Genomic DNA, 16616 nt, shown 5'->3' on the forward strand with positions numbered 1-16616 from the left:
CGCGCACTGCCGCAGGCGGCGCTGCAGCGCCTGCAGCCCCGCCGGCCGCACCTGCGGGTACGGCGGGAGGCGGCCAGCGTGTCTTTATCAAGATCACGCCGGCTGCGGAGAACCCGGCGCTGCTCTCGCGCCTGCAGGCACTGCTGCAGACCCATCCCGGGCCTGCAGCCACCCTGCTGTTCTACGAGCGCGAGCAGCGGGTGCTGGCGCTCAGCGACAGCTACCGGATCGAGCCGTCGCCGGAGCTGTTCGCAGCAGTTGAAGAGATGCTGGGAGCCGGTACAGTAAGAATAAAATAAGAACATTTCCGCCCTTTTCCGCATACATTAGGAAACCACAGGGAATGGTCCCGTGCGGAAAGGGGATTGACAACATGTCCTATCAAATGGCAACAGAACTGCTGGAACGCAGGGGAGTTACGTTATCGTCCATTGCTGAGATCGTATATATTTTGCAATCCAAATATTATCAGGATTTAACAGAGGAAGAGTGTATGTCCAGCGTGAAATCGGTGCTCGGCAAAAGAGAGGTGCAGTACACGCTTATGACAGGCGTTGCCCTGGATGAGCTGGCGGAGAAAGGGGCGCTTCCCCAGCCGCTGCAGGCGGTGATGGAGGCGGATGAATCGCTGTACGGAGCAGACGAGACGCTGGCGCTGGGGATTACAGGAGTGTACGGCATGATCGGGCTGACCAGCTTCGGCTACCTGGACAAAGTCAAGCTTGGCGTAATCGGCAGGCTCAATGATGAGCCGGGCAGAATCCATGTATTTCTGGATGACCTGGTTGCCGGAATTGCCGCAGCTGCTTCTGCCCGGATTGCCCACCGCCATGAAGGGGCAAAGGTGTATCCCCATGTCACCGGTACGCCATAAGGGATCACCTGATAGCTGGTGAATGCGGCCTCCTGGTCCCGCCTCCTCCGTTTTACTCCTGTTGCGGGAAAAAAGAAAACTGTGTTATCATGATTCCATTATACGCGGGATACGGCTGGGAATTGAGATCAGGGAGGCCTTGCAGGGCATGTGGACGGTAATTTATATAGCGCCAACCGCCAAAGTGGCGGATATGATTCAGAGCAAGCTTACGGAAGAAGGATTTCTGGTTAAGTGCCGTCCGATTAATATGTCCAAGCAGCAGTTTGAGATTCTGGTTCCTTCAGGGGAGCTAGAGGAAGTGCAGGAAGCCCTGAATCTGATTTTACATCCCTAATTAAATATGTATAAGTGCAGTAGTTGACAGCGGCAAGCTGCTGAATGCGCAAATAAACGGCTGAAGAGGTGCGACCCTTGTTCAAAGATTTATTTCAGAAAAAACGGAAGTACGCGACTATTCCTTCAGAACGTCTGGAGCGGAGCGGCGGACCGGCGGAAGGCGAACGCCCGAAGCGGGAGATTCCCGAAGGGCTTATGAGCAAATGCAGTAAATGCGGGACGATCCAGTACAGCAAGGAGCTGGAGAAGAACCTGAAGGTATGTCCGGCCTGCGGCCACCATATGCGGCTGAACGCGCTGGAGCGGATCGCTATGACGCTTGATCCGGAGAACTTCATCGAGTTTGACAGCGAGCTGTCGTCAGTGGACCCGCTGCAGTTCCCGGGTTATGCCTCGAAGCTTGAGCAGCAGCGCTCCAAAAGCGGACAAGTTGAGGCGGTAGTGACCGGTCAGGGCACCATCGGCGGCCACCCCGTCATTGTTGCGGTGATGAATTTTGAATTTTTCTCAGGCAGCATGGGCTCCGCAGTCGGGGAGAAGATTACCCGTGCGGTGGAAGAAGCGACGGAGAAGAGACTCCCGCTGCTGATTTTCTCCACCTCCGGCGGAGCACGGATGCAGGAGAGTATCCTCAGCCTGATGCAGATGGCCAAGACAAGTGCGGCTCTGGCCCGTTTTGGCGAGTCCGGGGGATTATATATTTCGGTCATTACTGACCCTACTACCGGCGGCGTATCCGCAAGCTTTGCGAGCCTTGGCGATATTATTATTGCCGAGCCCGGTGCCGTGTTCGGCTTCGCCGGGAGAATCGTTATTGAGCAGACGATCCGCCAGAAGCTGCCAGATGATTTCCAGACGGCTGAATTCAACCTTCAGCACGGCCAGCTTGACCTGGTGGTGCACCGTAAGGAAATGCGGTCTACGCTGACCAGGATTTTGGAGCTGCATGATGTGAAAGGGGGATTTTAGGTTGGCGGGAGAGTTGCCTTTTGAAATGCCTCTGGTAGAAATGCGCAAGAAGATTGCCGAGCTGAAGCAGTTCGGTGAAGAGAAGGGCATTGATTTTACGGATGAAATTATCCGGCTTGAAGAACGTTACCGCGTGCTTGCGGATGAAATTTACAGCAATATTTCTGCCTCCCAGAAGATGCATCTGGCCCGGCATCACGGACGTCCGACCTCGCTTGATCTGATCGGGCTGATTTTTACGGATTTCCTGGAGCTGCACGGCGACCGCCTGTTCGGGGATGATCTGGCCGTTGTCGGCGGCATTGCGAAGCTGAACGGTCTACCGGTTACGGTAATCGGACAGCAGCGCGGCAAGGATACGAAGGACAATATCCAGCGCTTTTTCGGCAGCGCACACCCGGAAGGATTCCGCAAGGCCATGCGGCTGATGAAGCAGGCGGAGAAATTCCGCCGTCCAATCATTACCTTTATCGACACCAAGGGAGCTTACCCGGGGAATACGGCGGAGGAACGCGGGCAGTCTGAAGCCATTGCGCGCAATCTTTATGAGATGTCCCAGCTGGCTGTACCGGTCATCTGTGTCGTCATCGGCGAAGGCGGAAGCGGCGGGGCTCTGGCTTTGGCTGTAGGCAACCGTGTACTGATGCTGGAGCATGCCATCTATTCGGCGATCTCGCCGAACGGCGCAGCCTCTATTCTGTGGAAGGACGCCTCCAAAGCGGAGCAGGCTGCCGAAGCGATGAAGATTACCGCAGCGGATCTGCTCGGGATGGAAGTCATCGAGGAGATTGTCCCGGAACCTCGGGGCGGCGCGCATCAGGATTATGAGACTGCTGCAGCCAACATCAGGGAGGCCGTGTGGCGCCATTTGCAGGAACTGTCCAGTCTGGATGCTGTAGAACTTAAGGAGGACCGTTACCGCAAATTCCGCAAAATCGGCGAGTTTGCCGAAGGTGCCCAAGAGTCTCTATTACCCGAAGAAGAAGTCCAAAGCGTGGAGTAGAGTAACAATTTCATTTGCACTTTCACACATATGGAAGTTGTTTCCGGTCTGGAATCCTGGAAGACTGGATTATACATTTGTTTCCACAGGAATCATCCCGGAGCGTTTGCGGGATGATTTTTATTTTGGTGACAGATTGCGTAAATTCGACGTAAATTTACAGAGGAAACACGCTGGAACATTGATTTTGTGTCCAAGTTGCAGTAATATTCATTAGGGCGTAGTAAAAGGTGCATGTGATATAGTTCCTATACAAACATTAAGCCTTATAGTAGATTTTGTAGTTGGAAAAAGTGAGACAGAGAGAACGAAAAAACGGAGGAAAACCTAATGCGGAAAAGTAAAATTGTATGTACGATCGGACCTGCAAGTGAATCGTTGGAGAACATCAAAAAATTGATTTTGGCTGGTATGAATGTAGCCCGTCTGAACTTCTCCCACGGCGATTTTGAAGAGCACGGCAACCGGATCAAAACGATCCGTCAGGCTTCCCAGGAACTGGGCAAGACCGTTGCTATCCTGCTTGACACCAAAGGACCAGAAATTCGTACAGGCAAGCTGGAAGTAGAACCGATTGAACTGGTTCAGGACGAGTACCTGACATTGACTACGGAAGAAATCCTTGGCGATCAGAACCGTATCTCTATCACTTACAGCGACCTTCCAAACGACGTTTCGGTTGGATCAACAATCCTGATCGATGACGGTCTTATCGGACTTACAGTTGTAGACATTCAAGGCACTGAAATCAAGACCCGTATTGTTAACGGCGGTACAATCAAGAGCAAAAAAGGCGTTAACGTACCGGGAGTTTCCATCTCCCTGCCGGGTATTACGGAAAAAGACACCAACGATATCGTTTTCGGGATCGGACAGGACATCGATTTTATCGCCGCTTCCTTCGTTCGCAAAGCCAGCGACGTTCTGGAAATCCGTGCACTGCTTGAGAAGCACAATGCTTCCCACATCCAAATCATCTCCAAGATCGAAAACCAGGAAGGCGTCGACAACCTTGATGAAATCCTGGCAGTATCTGACGGTCTGATGGTTGCCCGCGGTGACCTCGGCGTAGAAATTCCTGCTGAAGATGTGCCTCTGGCTCAAAAGCTGATGATCAAAAAATGTAACATCGCCGGCAAGCCGGTAATCACAGCTACCCAAATGCTGGATTCCATGCAGCGCAACCCGCGTCCTACCCGCGCTGAAGCGAGTGACGTAGCTAACGCTATCTTCGACGGTACTGATGCAATCATGCTGTCCGGTGAAACAGCTGCCGGGAAATATCCGGTAGAATCCGTACTGACCATGTCCCGCATTGCCGAGAAAGCAGAATCTGCCCTGAACCACCGTGAAATCTTCATGAAGCAGCAGATTGCACAAGAAACAACTGTTACTGAAGCTATCAGCCAATCCGTAGCGATCTCCGCTCTGGACCTGAACGCTAAAGCTATTCTTTCTTCGACTGTAACCGGCCACACAGCACGCGTGGTTTCCAAATACCGTCCTAAATCCCAGATCATCGCTGTTACGACTCAGGAAAGAACAATGCGTCAGCTGGCTCTGGTATGGGGCGTAACTCCAGTATTCGGCAAAGAAGCTACTTCTACTGACGAACTGCTGGCTACTGCACTGCAAGGCGGTAAAGCTTCCGGTCTGGTAAAAGCAGGCGATCTCGTTGTGATCACTGCCGGTATCCCGCTGGGACGTTCCGGTTCCACCAACCTCGTGAAAGTGGATACGATTCCTGCCGACTAAGACAGGCTTCATTTCCATAACGGATAAAAGATATAAGCAAAAAGCAATGGTGTAGTTCGCCATTGCTTTTTTGCTTGATATCACGGCTTTGAATGATTATATTTGATTGAGGGTTTTTTGAGAGCGCTTGTTGCTTTGGTGCGGATAAAAACAGGCCTTTTCAGGTAAGCTTGCGACAGGCCTTTAGGATATAGACGTTTTACTGTAAATGCATCACCCCTGGCATTGGGACTCGATGGCACGGCGACTGTAACCTTGTTCTGGATCATGAATCCGCCGTTTGCAGGCTTAAGCCTGGGGCTAATCCCGTTGACCCGGCAGCAGCGGAAACGCACAGATGAGGTACGGGCGAGATCGGCGACGGTTCCCCCGACCTGAGGCGCCTCCATGATCCATTCTGCAGAGGATTGCGGTCCGTTGTAGCGCTGGACCGTACGGAAGGTCCAGCGCTTGCTCAGATTGCACAGCCGGATGCACCATTTGCCGGGGCTGAGCTTTACGATGCTTGCCCGGATAAGATCTCCCGGGGACACGGGAAGCGGAATGACGGTCTCAGCTTCAGGGAGAATCTCCCACCAGGCATAATAATGGACGTTTCCGTTCATGGATTCGTGGCCGGTGCCTGTCTGGATCAGACTGCTGTTTTTGAAGCCGTCGATTCCGATCCAGGCCGAAGAATAAGTAGGCTTAGCCGTAGGTTTTACGTAGGGGACTGTCCACTCAGCCGAGATTCGCCGGAAGGCGCCTTTCTTGCCGGTAATGGCATATCCGCTCCAGTTGCTTGACGTCCAGCCGAAGCCGGTATTCCGGGTCCGGCCTGTATTGGATTTGTCAGTTAAACAGGGCCGGCTGCGCTGAAATCTATGAACTGTGCTCACTTGTCCACCGCCTTTTATAAGGTTCTGCTCTATCTAATGCAGTGGAGTCTCGTAAAGTATGGGTTATCTGTTAAAAAGGAATGGAGAGGACTACTAGCACCTATGGACAAACTAATGAAGCTGCGCGGCTTCTATCTTTTTTTGGGATTGGCCGGGGGCTCCTTCGGCTCATATCTGACCCTGCTGCTGAAAAACAACGGCATGGCTGTCAGCCAGATCGGTATGATGATGGCGGCCGGAACGCTGATTGCCATTTGTATTCAACCGGTGTGGGGCTTGATTGCTGACAGGTACAACCAGGCGCGTCTTGTGCTGATTCTGAGTGTGGCCGTACCGGCAGTGCTGGCAGGCTTCTACCGATTCGACTATTTTATCGTTATGCTGCTGATCTACACGGTGTCTACCATCTTCTCGGCTACACAGGCGCCTATCGCCGATTCTTACGCCATTGCAGCCGCGAACAAGGCCGGGTCATCTTACGGCAGCATCCGGATGATGATGAGCATAGGAGCGGCCGTAGGGGCCTATGCGGGCGGGCAGTATATTGAGCTGTTTTCGGTATCGACCATCTGGCTGCCTTTTCTGCTTCTGAGCTCGGTAGCCGTAATATTCGCGTTGACACTGCCCAGACAGGCGGAAGAAAATCATATGATGAGCCAATCCTTTTCACAGGGTGTTAAGCAGCTGCTCAGCAACCGGATTTTTCTGGCTTTTCTCGGCGGATGCTTTCTGGTGAACCAGACGATGGCTGCGTTCGGCACATATTTTGTAGTGGCTTTTCAGTCGGTGGGGGGTTCGGCGAGCTACGCCGGGATTGCCCTGTTTATCGCTTCTTTTACCAATGTGCCTTCCATGCTCTATGCCTCAAAGGTTATCCGCAAGCTGGGGCGTGAACGCACGCTGCTGATCGGAGCGCTTATTTATGTGCTGCGCTGGGGCATCCAGGTAGCTTTTCCGTATCCTTCAGTTATGGTCGGAGTGCAGGTTCTGCATGGCCTATCCTTCGGACTTTTCTATATTGCTGCGGTTGAATATGTATCCCAGATTACATCGTCAGAAATTCAGGCGACCGGCCAAAGCGTCTTTAATATTGTTTTCTCCGGGTTTGCGGGAATTCTCGGCAATTTGCTGAACGGCCTGCTGCTTAGTGAAGGGGGTGTCGGGCTGATGAATCTGGCCTGTATGCTGAGTGCTGCTGTCGGATCGGTGCTGCTGCTCTATGTGGCCAGAAGCTCGCGCCGCAAGGTGCAGCTGCCGGTCTCTTCGAACGGCCTGAGCCTGTGAGTTCAGGCTTCAGGCTGCAGCTGTGCCTGCCATTGATTATAGAAAGGGGCGATTTGTTATGAAATCACGTGAACCGGTGCCCGCCAGCCGCTGGTACAGCACCGCTTTCCGCGTAAGATATCAGGAGACGGACCAGATGGGCGTGGTATACCATGCCAACTATCTGAGCTGGTTTGAGAGCGGGCGGACCGAAATGTTCCGCGGGCTTGGCTTTGCCTACCGTTCGCTTGAGGACATGGGTGTAATGCTTCCCGTGACCGCCGCAGATTTGCAATTTAAAAGTCCGGCACGCTATGATGATCTTATCGCCGTGTATGCACGGCTCAGCGTCTTTTCGCCTCTGAGGGTTGTATACGAATATGAAATCCGCCGGCTGGCAGACCTCACTGGCAGCGGTGCCGGCTACAGTTCCGGACCCGGCGCTACGTCTGTTCCGGCGGATACACCGCTTGCGGGCGAGCTTCTGGTCAGCGGTTCAACCTCTCATGTCTGGCTGAACAAGGACTGGAAGCCGGTAAGGCTGGACCGGGCGCTGCCCGAGCTGTACAATGCCATTACCGGGGCGCTGAGGGAAGAAGGAGGAACATAATGATTAGAAGCAAATGGCTGTGGGCTGCTATGTTTGTAATCCCGGCCGTGGAATTATTCGGGTTTATTTATGTGGCGGGTTTTATCGGTGCGCCCAAAACACTGCTCATCATGGTCGTTACATCGGTAATTGGCTTTCTGATGATGCAATTTGAAGGGAAAAAGGTGCTGCAGGACAGCAAGGTGCAAATGCAGGAAGGTAAGGTGCCCGGACGGACCATGCTGGATGGACTTTGTATCTTTTTCGGCGGCCTGATGCTGATCCTGCCCGGCTTCGTTACGGATATAATCGGTTTTTCACTGGTGTTTCCGCTGACCCGGCCGCTATACCGGGTTTTTCTGCTGAAATGGATTGAGAAAAAAATGAAAAACGGCACCTTCACTTTTTACCGGAGGTAAGGCGAGCTGCCGTTTGGAATGGATGTATAGCGGGTTAGTTGAACCTAGTTGAAATTAGAAGTTTGTTGCAGCGTCTTTGTCCGCAATATGCGGCGGGGGCGCTTTTTGTTTTTTAAGTGGGTAAAGGGTAGTGCTGGTGAGAGGAGCGGGTGAGTTCAGAAAACACTGTTAGCCATTTTTGTTCCGGAGGACGGAGATACATGCTTGGGGTGGAGTAAACAAGGTCATTGGTGGACAGTGTGGCAAAGCTAAATGTTATCTCAAGAATAGCATCCGGATAATCCTGAACAGTACCGCAAAACGCAGGCTAAAAAAATGTGTGACTGATGGATTAATAGTGTATCAAATGACCAGTGGTTACTGCTGTTGAAAAAGTAATAAGGCAGCGGGCTAACGGACCGTAGAGCCCTTATTACCTCTGAAATTGCTGTTTTGCTTCACATATCTGTAAATAAAGGCTCTGGTGTCCGTTAGCTTGCTCAAAACCCGATTATGACGAAAATAAGGTCATCTGTGTCCGTAAGGCCCAGACACTAAGCCAATCAAAGGTCAAAATGCCTCTGATTCCGCCGCAAGCAGCCGGAACGAACAAATCAAAGGGAAAAATCCCTCTGATTCCGCCCTAAGCAGCCGGAACAAGCCAATCAGAGTCAAAAATGCCTCTGATCGACCCCCGCGCGGCCTTCCTGCCGAAATCTGCGGTAAGGGTTGTTAAAATATCTACAGCTCTGCCGCATCTACCTAGCACCACAGCCGGCTAATGCAATTTGCCGCTCATAATGTAGCTGTGCAGCGCCCGGAAGACGCCGGCGCGGCTGAAAGCGCCCAGTACGACCAGCACAACCGGGCCGATCAGGATGCCGAGCATGCCGAACAGCTGGAGTCCGGCGAACACGCCGATCAGCATGGAGAGCGGGTCTACCCCGATGCTGCTGGCCAGCACCTTAGGCTCAAGCACCTGCCGGGTGATGAGGATAATCCCGTATAGCACCAGCAGGCCGATTGCGAGCGCCAGATTACCGGTCATATAGGAGTACAGCGCCCAGGGAAGCATGATGATGCCTACACCGAGGTAAGGAATTGTATCGATCAGGCCGATGGTGAGTCCGATTACAAAGGCAGAGTTGACGCCAAGCAGCAGGAGGCCGATGATGACAATGAATGCGGTGACGGATATAAGCACTGCCTGGGCCCGTAAATAGCCGACCAGCGCTTTGCGCAGATCATTCCAAATGTTAGTCACCGGGCGGAGCAGGGGGGCGGGCAGCAGTCCGGTCAGTCTGGCATTATGGCGCTCCCAGCCGGTACTGAGGAAAAAGGCGGCCAGCACAATGACAATCAGAATCGAGCCGAGGCTCGGCAGCGCCGACACCAGCTTTAGAATCATATTGAAAAATCCGGTTATCAGCTCCGTAAAAAACTGGCCGACGGTTTCCGTAGTCCGGTTAATATTACTGTCAATGGTATCATGGTAACCGGGGTTATCGTGGTAAAACTGGTTGATCTGGTTAATAATATTTTGGATACTGGCATTGCGGCTGAGTGAGAGCAGCAGCTCACGCCATTCATCCGTATGGAGGTCGAAGGTCTGGAGCAGCACGATAAGCTCTTTGACAAGGCGGGTAATCAGTGCTGTCAATACCAGTGCCGTTCCTCCTATATAAAAAAGCAATGACACCACCACAGCCAGCCAGCCAGGCAGCTTGAGGCTCTTGAGAATCAGCACCAGCGGATGAATGAGATAGGCCAGCAGCCAGGCGAGCAGCAGCGGATAGATTAGAGGCAGCAGTATATATACGGCCAGCAGCAGGCCTGCTCCGGCTAATACGACCCACAGGCCGCGCAGCACCTTTTTGACAAGCGGCGAGTCCATCGTCCATTTCCTCCCGTCGGGCTGATTTCGGGCTGAATAACAGCTCGTCTAATGTATATTCAGCTGACAGAATTGCAGACTATGAATTGCGGTGAAATGAGACAGAACCCTGAAAAGAGGGCATTACATATACACTGAAAGCGCAATCATGAAACAAAGGAGCGGAATGTTTTTTTCTATCCCTCCGATAAAATCATTTGATGCCGAACAAAGCTTCCACGTTGTTCACATAACCGTCAAAATCCGGTATGATAATTAAAGCTTCTGTTTCGAAAGTTAGTTGCAATCCCCGGAAGGGGTATTACCGCCTGTTTTTTCATGATTTTTATCCTTCAAATTGTAAATGTTTTCATGATGTCAGGAACGGCTTGTACACCCTCGTTGGCAAAGGAGAGATATACTATGACAGCTACTAAAGGCCTGGAAGGCATCGTCGCCACGACTTCCTCGATCAGCTCGATTGTGGATGGCGTACTCACTTACCGCGGATACGATATTGATGATCTGGCGGCAAACGCGACATTTGAAGAGACTGCTTATTTGCTGTGGTTCGGCAATCTGCCGACAACTCCGGAGCTGCAGGCTCTGCAGCGTGACCTCAGCGCCTTTGCGCAGGTTCCGGATGAGGTCATTGCCCAGATGAAGCTTTATCCCAAGAACACGAACACGATGGCCGCGCTGCGTACCGCCGTATCCAGCCTTGCGCTGTACGATGAAGCCGCCGATGATATGAGCCGTGAAGCCAATGAGATAAAAGCAGTGAAGCTGCAGGCGCAGATCCCTACCCTTGTAGCTGCGCTGGCGCGCATCCGCAAGGGCCTTGAGCCGGTAGCCCCCAAAGAAGGCGTTACGATCGCCGAGAATTTCCTTTATATGCTCTGGGGGAGACAGCCTGATATTGTCTCCGTCAAAGCACTGGATGCGGCGCTTGTGCTGCATGCCGACCATGAACTGAATGCGTCCACTTTTGCCAGCCGGGTGACTGTGGCTACACTTTCCGATATTTATTCCGGTGTAACCTCTGCCATTGGCGCGCTGAAAGGCCCGCTGCACGGCGGTGCGAATGAGGCGGTCATGAAGATGCTGGAGGAGATCGGAAGTCTGGATGCTGTGGAGCCGTATATCAACGGCAAGCTTGAGCGGCGTGAGAAGATTATGGGCTTCGGACACCGCGTTTACAAGAACGGCGATCCGCGTGCCAAGCACCTCATGAAGATGTCCCAAGAGCTTGGAACCATGAAGAATGATACTACACTCTATGATATGTCCGTGAAGATTGAAGAGCTGATCACCGGGCAAAAAGGCCTGAAGCCGAACGTTGACTTCTACTCGGCCTCTGTGTATACGCAGCTGGGCATTGAGCGCGAGCTGTTCACCCCGATCTTTGCGATCAGCCGCACTTCAGGCTGGACTGCACATATCCTGGAGCAGTACGAGGACAACCGCATTATCCGTCCGCGTGCAGAATATACAGGGATGCTTGAACAGAAATATGTACCGGTAGACGAGAGATAAGAAGGGGACTTGCAGGCTGCAGCGCCCCTTAGTAGAATTAGAGCTAGTACTTTGCTGTACCGGTGAACCCGGCAGACGTTTTCTGAAGCGCCCTGTCTCTTGGCGGGCGAAGGTTTTATGGAAGGCGTCTGCCGCTACTATACTTTTTTAGGAGGAATCCCCACACATGTTGAAACTGGAGAAATATGATCTGCCGACTGAAGGCGAACAAATTACGATTGAAGATGGCAAGCTGGTGGTTCCTGCTAATCCGATTATTCCTTTTATCGAAGGCGACGGCACAGGACGCGATATTTGGAAAGCTTCCAAACGGGTGCTGGATGCTGCTGTTGAGAAAGCGTACGGCGGGGAGAAAAAGCTTGCCTGGTACGAAGTATTTGCCGGCGAAAAGGCCTTCAATACATATGGTGAATGGCTGCCGAATGATACGCTGGAAGCAATCCGTGAGTATATCGTAGCGATCAAGGGCCCGCTGACAACGCCAATCGGTGGCGGTATCCGTTCCCTGAACGTGGCGCTGCGCCAGGAGCTGGACCTGTATGTGTGTCTGCGTCCTGTACGTTATTTTGACGGTGTGCCTTCACCGGTGAAGCATCCGGAGCTTGTGGATATGGTTATTTTCCGTGAGAATACAGAGGATATTTATGCCGGCATCGAGTATAAAGAAGGCTCTGAAGAAGTGAAGAAAGTGATCGAATTCCTTCAGAAGGAAATGGGCGTCAACAAAATCCGCTTCCCGGAAACCTCCGGTATCGGTATCAAGCCGGTATCCTCAGAAGGTTCGAAGCGTCTTGTGCGCTCTGCAGTTGAATATGCAATCAAACACGGACGCAAGAGCGTTACCCTGGTGCATAAGGGCAACATCATGAAATTTACAGAAGGCGCATTTAAGAACTGGGGATACGAGGTGGCTGAGCAGGAGTTCGGCGACAAGGTATTCACCTGGAACCAGTACGATCTGATTAAAGAGAAGGACGGCGAAGCAGCGGCGAATGCAGCCCAGAATGACGCGATCGCTGCCGGCAAAATCATTATCAAGGACGCTATCGCGGATATCGCCCTGCAGCAGGTGCTGACACGTCCTACAGACTTCGACGTTATCGCAACACTTAATCTTAACGGGGACTACCTGTCTGACGCCCTGGCTGCACAGATCGGCGGTATCGGCATCGCACCGGGAGCCAACATTAACTATGTGACCGGACATGCGATCTTTGAAGCGACTCACGGCACGGCGCCTAAGTACGCTGACAAGGACGTTGTAAATCCGGGTTCCGTTATCCTTTCCGGGGTTATGCTGCTTGAGCATCTTGGTTGGCAGGAAGCTGCGGATCTGATCTACAAGGGCATGAGCACCGCGATCAATAACAAGACGGTAACTTATGACTTTGCCCGTCAGATGGAAGGCGCAACAGAGCTGAAATGCTCCGCCTTTGCTGACGAAATTATCAAAAACCTGTAAGCTGTAAGATGAAATACTCGGGCCGGAGGAAGCTGCATGCTTCCGAGGCCCGTTTTGTGCGAGAAGGGCTATAAATAAAAATTAATATAAAATTCAGGAGGTCTATCATTGGCTATCAAACGTTATAAAATCACAGTCGTGGGCGCCGGATTTACTGGTGCGACTACGGCGTTAATGCTTGCCCAGAAGGAGCTCGGCAATGTTGTTCTGCTGGATATCCCGCAGCTGGAGAACCCGACCAAAGGGAAGGCGCTGGACATGCTGGAAGCAGGTCCGGTCCAGAAATTTGACAGCCAGATCACCGGAACCTCCGATTTCGAGGATGCGGCCGATTCGGATATCGTCATTATAACCGCAGGTATTGCCCGCAAGCCGGGAATGAGCCGCGATGATCTGGTGAATACCAATGCTTCGATTGTGAAGTCCGTATGCGATAACATCAAGCGTGTCGCTCCTGAATCCATTGTTATTATCCTTAGCAATCCGGTTGATGCGATGACCTATGTGGCTTATAACGCCCTGGAATTCCCGAAAAACCGTGTGATTGGACAATCCGGGGTACTGGATACTGCCCGCTACTGCACATTTATCGCCCAGGAGCTTAACGTTTCCGTAGAGGATGTGCGCGGCTTCGTACTCGGCGGACACGGAGACGATATGGTTCCGCTTGTACGTTATTCCAGTGTGGGCGGCATTCCGGTGGATAAGCTGATTCCGGAGGAGCGTATTGCCGAGATCGTGCAGCGTACCCGTGTAGGCGGCGGAGAGATTGTGAGCCTGCTCGGCAACGGCAGCGCTTACTATGCTCCGGCAGCTTCCCTGGTGCAGATGACTGAAGCTATCCTCAAGGATAAGAAACGGATTATTCCGGTTATTGCCCTGCTTGAAGGAGAATACGGCTATAACAGCCTATTCATGGGAGTGCCTGTGCTGCTGGGCGCAAACGGTATTGAGAAGATCTATGAGCTGGAGCTCACAGCAGAAGAACAGGCGGCACTGGACAAGTCGGCAGATTCCGTACGGGCCGTCACATCCGCAGTAAATGTCTGATCCTTATAACTTAGCAAGACCTGTTTGATCTAGTGCCTGAGAATGGGCTTTCTTTTCTTATGCGGCAGAGTAAGTTATAATTAAAGTGTAACTTATATCACAGCAACTTTCAGAGGAGGTAAAGGATGGACCGTTTTCTGTATTTCTTACATATGATCGGGACCCTGGCGCTTGGCTTCTATCTGGTGCTGCCGTTTATTCTGAGCGGGGCACAGAAGCTCTCGGCTCCGGCCAAAGAAGGCACGCTCAGCGCAATTACCGGCTTCAACCGTTTCGCCCAGTACGGGCTGGTCATTCAGCTGCTGACAGGCGGTTACATGATGAGCCAGGACGATTACTCGGTGGCCTGGATGGTTGTAGTGGTTCTGCTGCTTTTGGCCATGTTTGCGCTCGGAGGAATCATGGGCAAGCCATTGCGTCTGGCGGCTGCCGGAATCCGCGAGAACCGTGATGTATCATCCTACACAGCCAAGCTGCGGACGTTGAGCCTGCTGCTCATGGTTGTCCTGATCGCAATGATCTTCTTTATGGTATACAGACGGATTATTTAACAGATGTACCGGGATTGCCCCGGCGGCTGCGGCTGCCGGGGCAATTTGTGTTTGCGTGCATATATACACTGCAACCTATAGTGGCAAATACAGGACATTAGCCAAAGAAGTCATATTCATATTCCATTTAATGGTTTAAAATACTCTGGTTAGAAGCGATTTATCGGGCGGCAGTAGAGTAAACTGAGTATTTCATGGGGGGATATTGGAATGAACTTCAAAGGAGCTATGAGCTTAGGTTTAAAGCTGTGCCTTGTTCTAAGCATTGTATGGGGAGCAGGCTCTGTTTCAGCTGCGCAGAGCAATGATTATGAAGGGCACTGGGCACAGAAGCAGATTGAAAGGTGGCTGCAGCAAGGCTATCTGAAAGGCTCAGGAGATGGTTCAGTGAGGCCGGATGAAGCTATTACACGAGCGGAATTTGTTGCGCTGGCTAACCGGATGTGGGGCATTACGGCGGGGAAACCGGTAGAATTCAGCGACCTGCCGGAGTCTAGCTGGGCATATGATGAATTTTCAAAGGCGATGTCAGTAGGTTATATCCGGGGATATGAAGGAAAGGTACGGCCAAACGGGCTGATTACCCGTCAGGAGGCAGCTGTGATTATCAGCAGGCTTTTGTTATTGGAGGATCCTTCTTCGGCCGATGTGCTGACTGTTTTTACAGACTACAACGAGATCGCCGACTGGAGTAAGCTTAAGGTTGCCGCAATGGTGAATATCGATGCGATGAAGGGTTATCCTGACGGCAGCTTCAGGCCGGATCAGCCTATGACCAGAGCAGAGTCGATAGCACTGATGGATATATTCAACATTAAGCTTTGTGGAATTGGAGATTTGACAGTAACCGGTCCAGGTGAAATCGCGGGCTGCAGCCCATCTGAAATGAAGACATTCAGGAATGTTACAGTTTCTGCTCCCGGTGTCATTTTGAAAAACATGCTTGTAAAGGGTGACCTGCTGCTTGACAGCAGGACTGGGGAAGGTGAGATTACGCTAAATAATGTAACTGTCGAGGGAAAGCTCATTGTTCAGGGGGCTGGATCTGTACTTAAGCTGCAAAAGAGTTCAATAAGCTTGCTCAATGTGAATCAAGGTGCAGCGGGCTTCAAGGCGGAGCTTGGTGAAGGGACAGTTATAGCCCACGTGACGCTGGATGCGGCTTCGGCATTTACGGGAACGGGTACAGTGCAGGCTGTAACTGTGAACGATGGCGGTAAAGGTTCATCTTTTGCCGTAAAGCCTTTGGAGATGAAAGGCAGCCAGAAGAATTCGATCGTAATAAACGGAGTATCCAATTCTGCTGGTCTCCCGCTCCTTAGCGGTATTGTCTTAACCCAAGGCGAAGAATATAAATATACAAACGCAGGTTCAGCACTGCTGAGCCTTGAAGGGCTGCCGGCAGATGTTGCCGCTGCAGTTCACCGTCCCGGTTACTATTTCAGCAAGAGTGCTGATACAGCTCCCGATTTGTCTAATCCTAATATCCTGATGCTGCCGCCATTATCGCAAAGGTATTCGTTTGCTGTGAAGCCGGAGCACAGCCGGGATTACATGACTATTATTTTGTACGATGTTAATAACAAGCCTCTCGGCTATCAAGTAATCAAGCTGGATTTGGACGAGGCGCATGTAACCCTGAATGAGCCTGTCATCCGGTTTAATGAAGGAGTAACAATCTCCCGCGAATTCAAAAGCAATGGTATGATTGACCGGATCTCTATAAGTGCAGGCTTTGCCTCCGGACACCCGGAGCTGCAATATTATACTTTTGCTTCCAATACTTACTTTGATTACATATCTGAAGGAGCCAATACGTTCACTGTCAAAGATGTATCCTCCAAAATACAGCTGTTAAACAGGCTCACGGATGTTACGTACAGCGTACCGTTTGATCGTCTCACTAACTCTAAGGCACATGTCTATGCAGCTCCTGATTTCCATGAACAATATATGATTGTTTTTTATGACAAGGATTTCAGTGTAAAAGGGTACTATCAGTCTCCGGCAATTAGTACTGACCAGCAAAAGAAGCCCTAATGGAAACGCAGCTGCAGAAAAGACCGCTACCTCTGG

The 16616-nt window shown here is 51.7% G+C and carries 16 protein-coding genes; 14 read left to right on the forward strand and 2 right to left on the reverse strand.

Annotation, left to right across the window (positions count from 1 at the left end):
• The 6 genes from AWJ19_RS31915 to pyk all read left to right on the forward strand — a co-directional run.
• A partial coding sequence (locus AWJ19_RS31915; RefSeq protein WP_157890132.1) for a hypothetical protein occupies positions 1–299 on the forward strand: 299 nt, incomplete at its 5' end.
• 74 nt (positions 300–373) lie between these two features.
• The gene (locus tag AWJ19_RS31920) at positions 374–874 is read left to right on the forward strand and encodes a phosphatidylglycerophosphatase A (protein ID WP_068729655.1); all 501 of its coding nucleotides are present in this window, start codon (positions 374–376) and stop codon (positions 872–874) included.
• 148 nt (positions 875–1022) lie between these two features.
• Positions 1023–1211 carry a hypothetical protein gene (locus AWJ19_RS31925; RefSeq protein WP_039871751.1) on the forward strand — a complete coding sequence of 63 codons (189 nt, stop codon included), beginning with the start codon at positions 1023–1025 and terminating at the stop codon, positions 1209–1211.
• A 77-nt stretch (positions 1212–1288) separates the two neighbouring features.
• Positions 1289–2182 (forward strand): acetyl-CoA carboxylase, carboxyltransferase subunit beta, encoded by an 894-nt coding sequence (accD, locus tag AWJ19_RS31930; protein ID WP_068729657.1) that lies wholly within the window; start codon positions 1289–1291, stop codon positions 2180–2182.
• A 1-nt stretch (position 2183) separates the two neighbouring features.
• Positions 2184–3185: an acetyl-CoA carboxylase carboxyltransferase subunit alpha gene (locus AWJ19_RS31935; protein WP_068729659.1), complete on the forward strand. Its 1002-nt coding sequence runs from the start codon at positions 2184–2186 to the stop codon at positions 3183–3185.
• A gap of 330 nt (positions 3186–3515) precedes the next feature.
• Positions 3516–4940 carry a pyruvate kinase gene (pyk, locus tag AWJ19_RS31940; protein WP_039871757.1) on the forward strand — a complete coding sequence of 475 codons (1425 nt, stop codon included), beginning with the start codon at positions 3516–3518 and terminating at the stop codon, positions 4938–4940.
• Positions 4941–5020: 80 nt separating this feature from the next.
• Here pyk and AWJ19_RS31945 read toward each other — a convergent pair whose 3' ends face one another.
• Complete coding sequence (locus AWJ19_RS31945) at positions 5021–5818, reverse strand: G1 family glutamic endopeptidase (RefSeq protein ID WP_068729660.1); 798 nt, start codon at positions 5816–5818, stop codon at positions 5021–5023.
• 102 nt (positions 5819–5920) lie between these two features.
• Between AWJ19_RS31945 and AWJ19_RS31950 the strand changes: the two genes are divergently transcribed.
• Genes AWJ19_RS31950 through AWJ19_RS31960 form a run of 3 tightly spaced genes read left to right on the forward strand, consistent with a single transcriptional unit; the run spans position 5921 to position 8089 of the window.
• Positions 5921–7102 carry an MFS transporter gene (locus tag AWJ19_RS31950; RefSeq protein WP_068729661.1) on the forward strand — a complete coding sequence of 394 codons (1182 nt, stop codon included), beginning with the start codon at positions 5921–5923 and terminating at the stop codon, positions 7100–7102.
• A 58-nt stretch (positions 7103–7160) separates the two neighbouring features.
• Positions 7161–7691: a thioesterase family protein gene (locus tag AWJ19_RS31955; RefSeq protein WP_068729663.1), complete on the forward strand. Its 531-nt coding sequence runs from the start codon at positions 7161–7163 to the stop codon at positions 7689–7691.
• Positions 7691–8089, forward strand: a complete 399-nt coding sequence (locus AWJ19_RS31960) for an FxsA family protein (protein ID WP_068729664.1) — start codon at positions 7691–7693, stop codon at positions 8087–8089. The genes AWJ19_RS31955 and AWJ19_RS31960 overlap by 1 nt, the downstream gene beginning before the upstream one ends.
• Positions 8090–8846: 757 nt before the next feature.
• Here the strand turns inward: AWJ19_RS31960 and ytvI are convergent.
• The gene (gene ytvI / locus AWJ19_RS31965) at positions 8847–9962 is read right to left on the reverse strand and encodes a sporulation integral membrane protein YtvI (protein ID WP_068729666.1); all 1116 of its coding nucleotides are present in this window, start codon (positions 9960–9962) and stop codon (positions 8847–8849) included.
• Between the two features lie 402 nt (positions 9963–10364).
• Here ytvI and citZ point away from each other — a divergent pair, with 402 nt between their 5' ends.
• The 5 genes from citZ to AWJ19_RS31990 all read left to right on the forward strand — a co-directional run bounded on the left by citZ (position 10365) and on the right by AWJ19_RS31990 (position 16580).
• A complete protein-coding gene (gene citZ / locus AWJ19_RS31970; protein ID WP_068729669.1) occupies positions 10365–11477 on the forward strand; it encodes a citrate synthase in 1113 nt (370 codons plus the stop codon).
• A 166-nt stretch (positions 11478–11643) separates the two neighbouring features.
• Positions 11644–12939 carry an NADP-dependent isocitrate dehydrogenase gene (gene icd, locus AWJ19_RS31975; RefSeq protein ID WP_068729671.1) on the forward strand — a complete coding sequence of 432 codons (1296 nt, stop codon included), beginning with the start codon at positions 11644–11646 and terminating at the stop codon, positions 12937–12939.
• A gap of 108 nt (positions 12940–13047) precedes the next feature.
• Positions 13048–13989, forward strand: a complete 942-nt coding sequence (gene mdh / locus AWJ19_RS31980; protein WP_068729673.1) for a malate dehydrogenase — start codon at positions 13048–13050, stop codon at positions 13987–13989.
• Between the two features lie 125 nt (positions 13990–14114).
• Positions 14115–14540 (forward strand): hypothetical protein, encoded by a 426-nt coding sequence (locus tag AWJ19_RS31985; protein ID WP_068729675.1) that lies wholly within the window; start codon positions 14115–14117, stop codon positions 14538–14540.
• Positions 14541–14750: 210 nt separating this feature from the next.
• A complete protein-coding gene (locus AWJ19_RS31990) occupies positions 14751–16580 on the forward strand; it encodes an S-layer homology domain-containing protein (RefSeq protein ID WP_068729677.1) in 1830 nt (609 codons plus the stop codon).
• The last annotated feature ends 36 nt before the right edge of the window (positions 16581–16616 follow it).

The sequence above is a fragment of the Paenibacillus sp. DMB5 genome (assembly GCF_001517085.1).
Lineage (GTDB): Bacteria > Bacillota > Bacilli > Paenibacillales > Paenibacillaceae > Paenibacillus_AQ.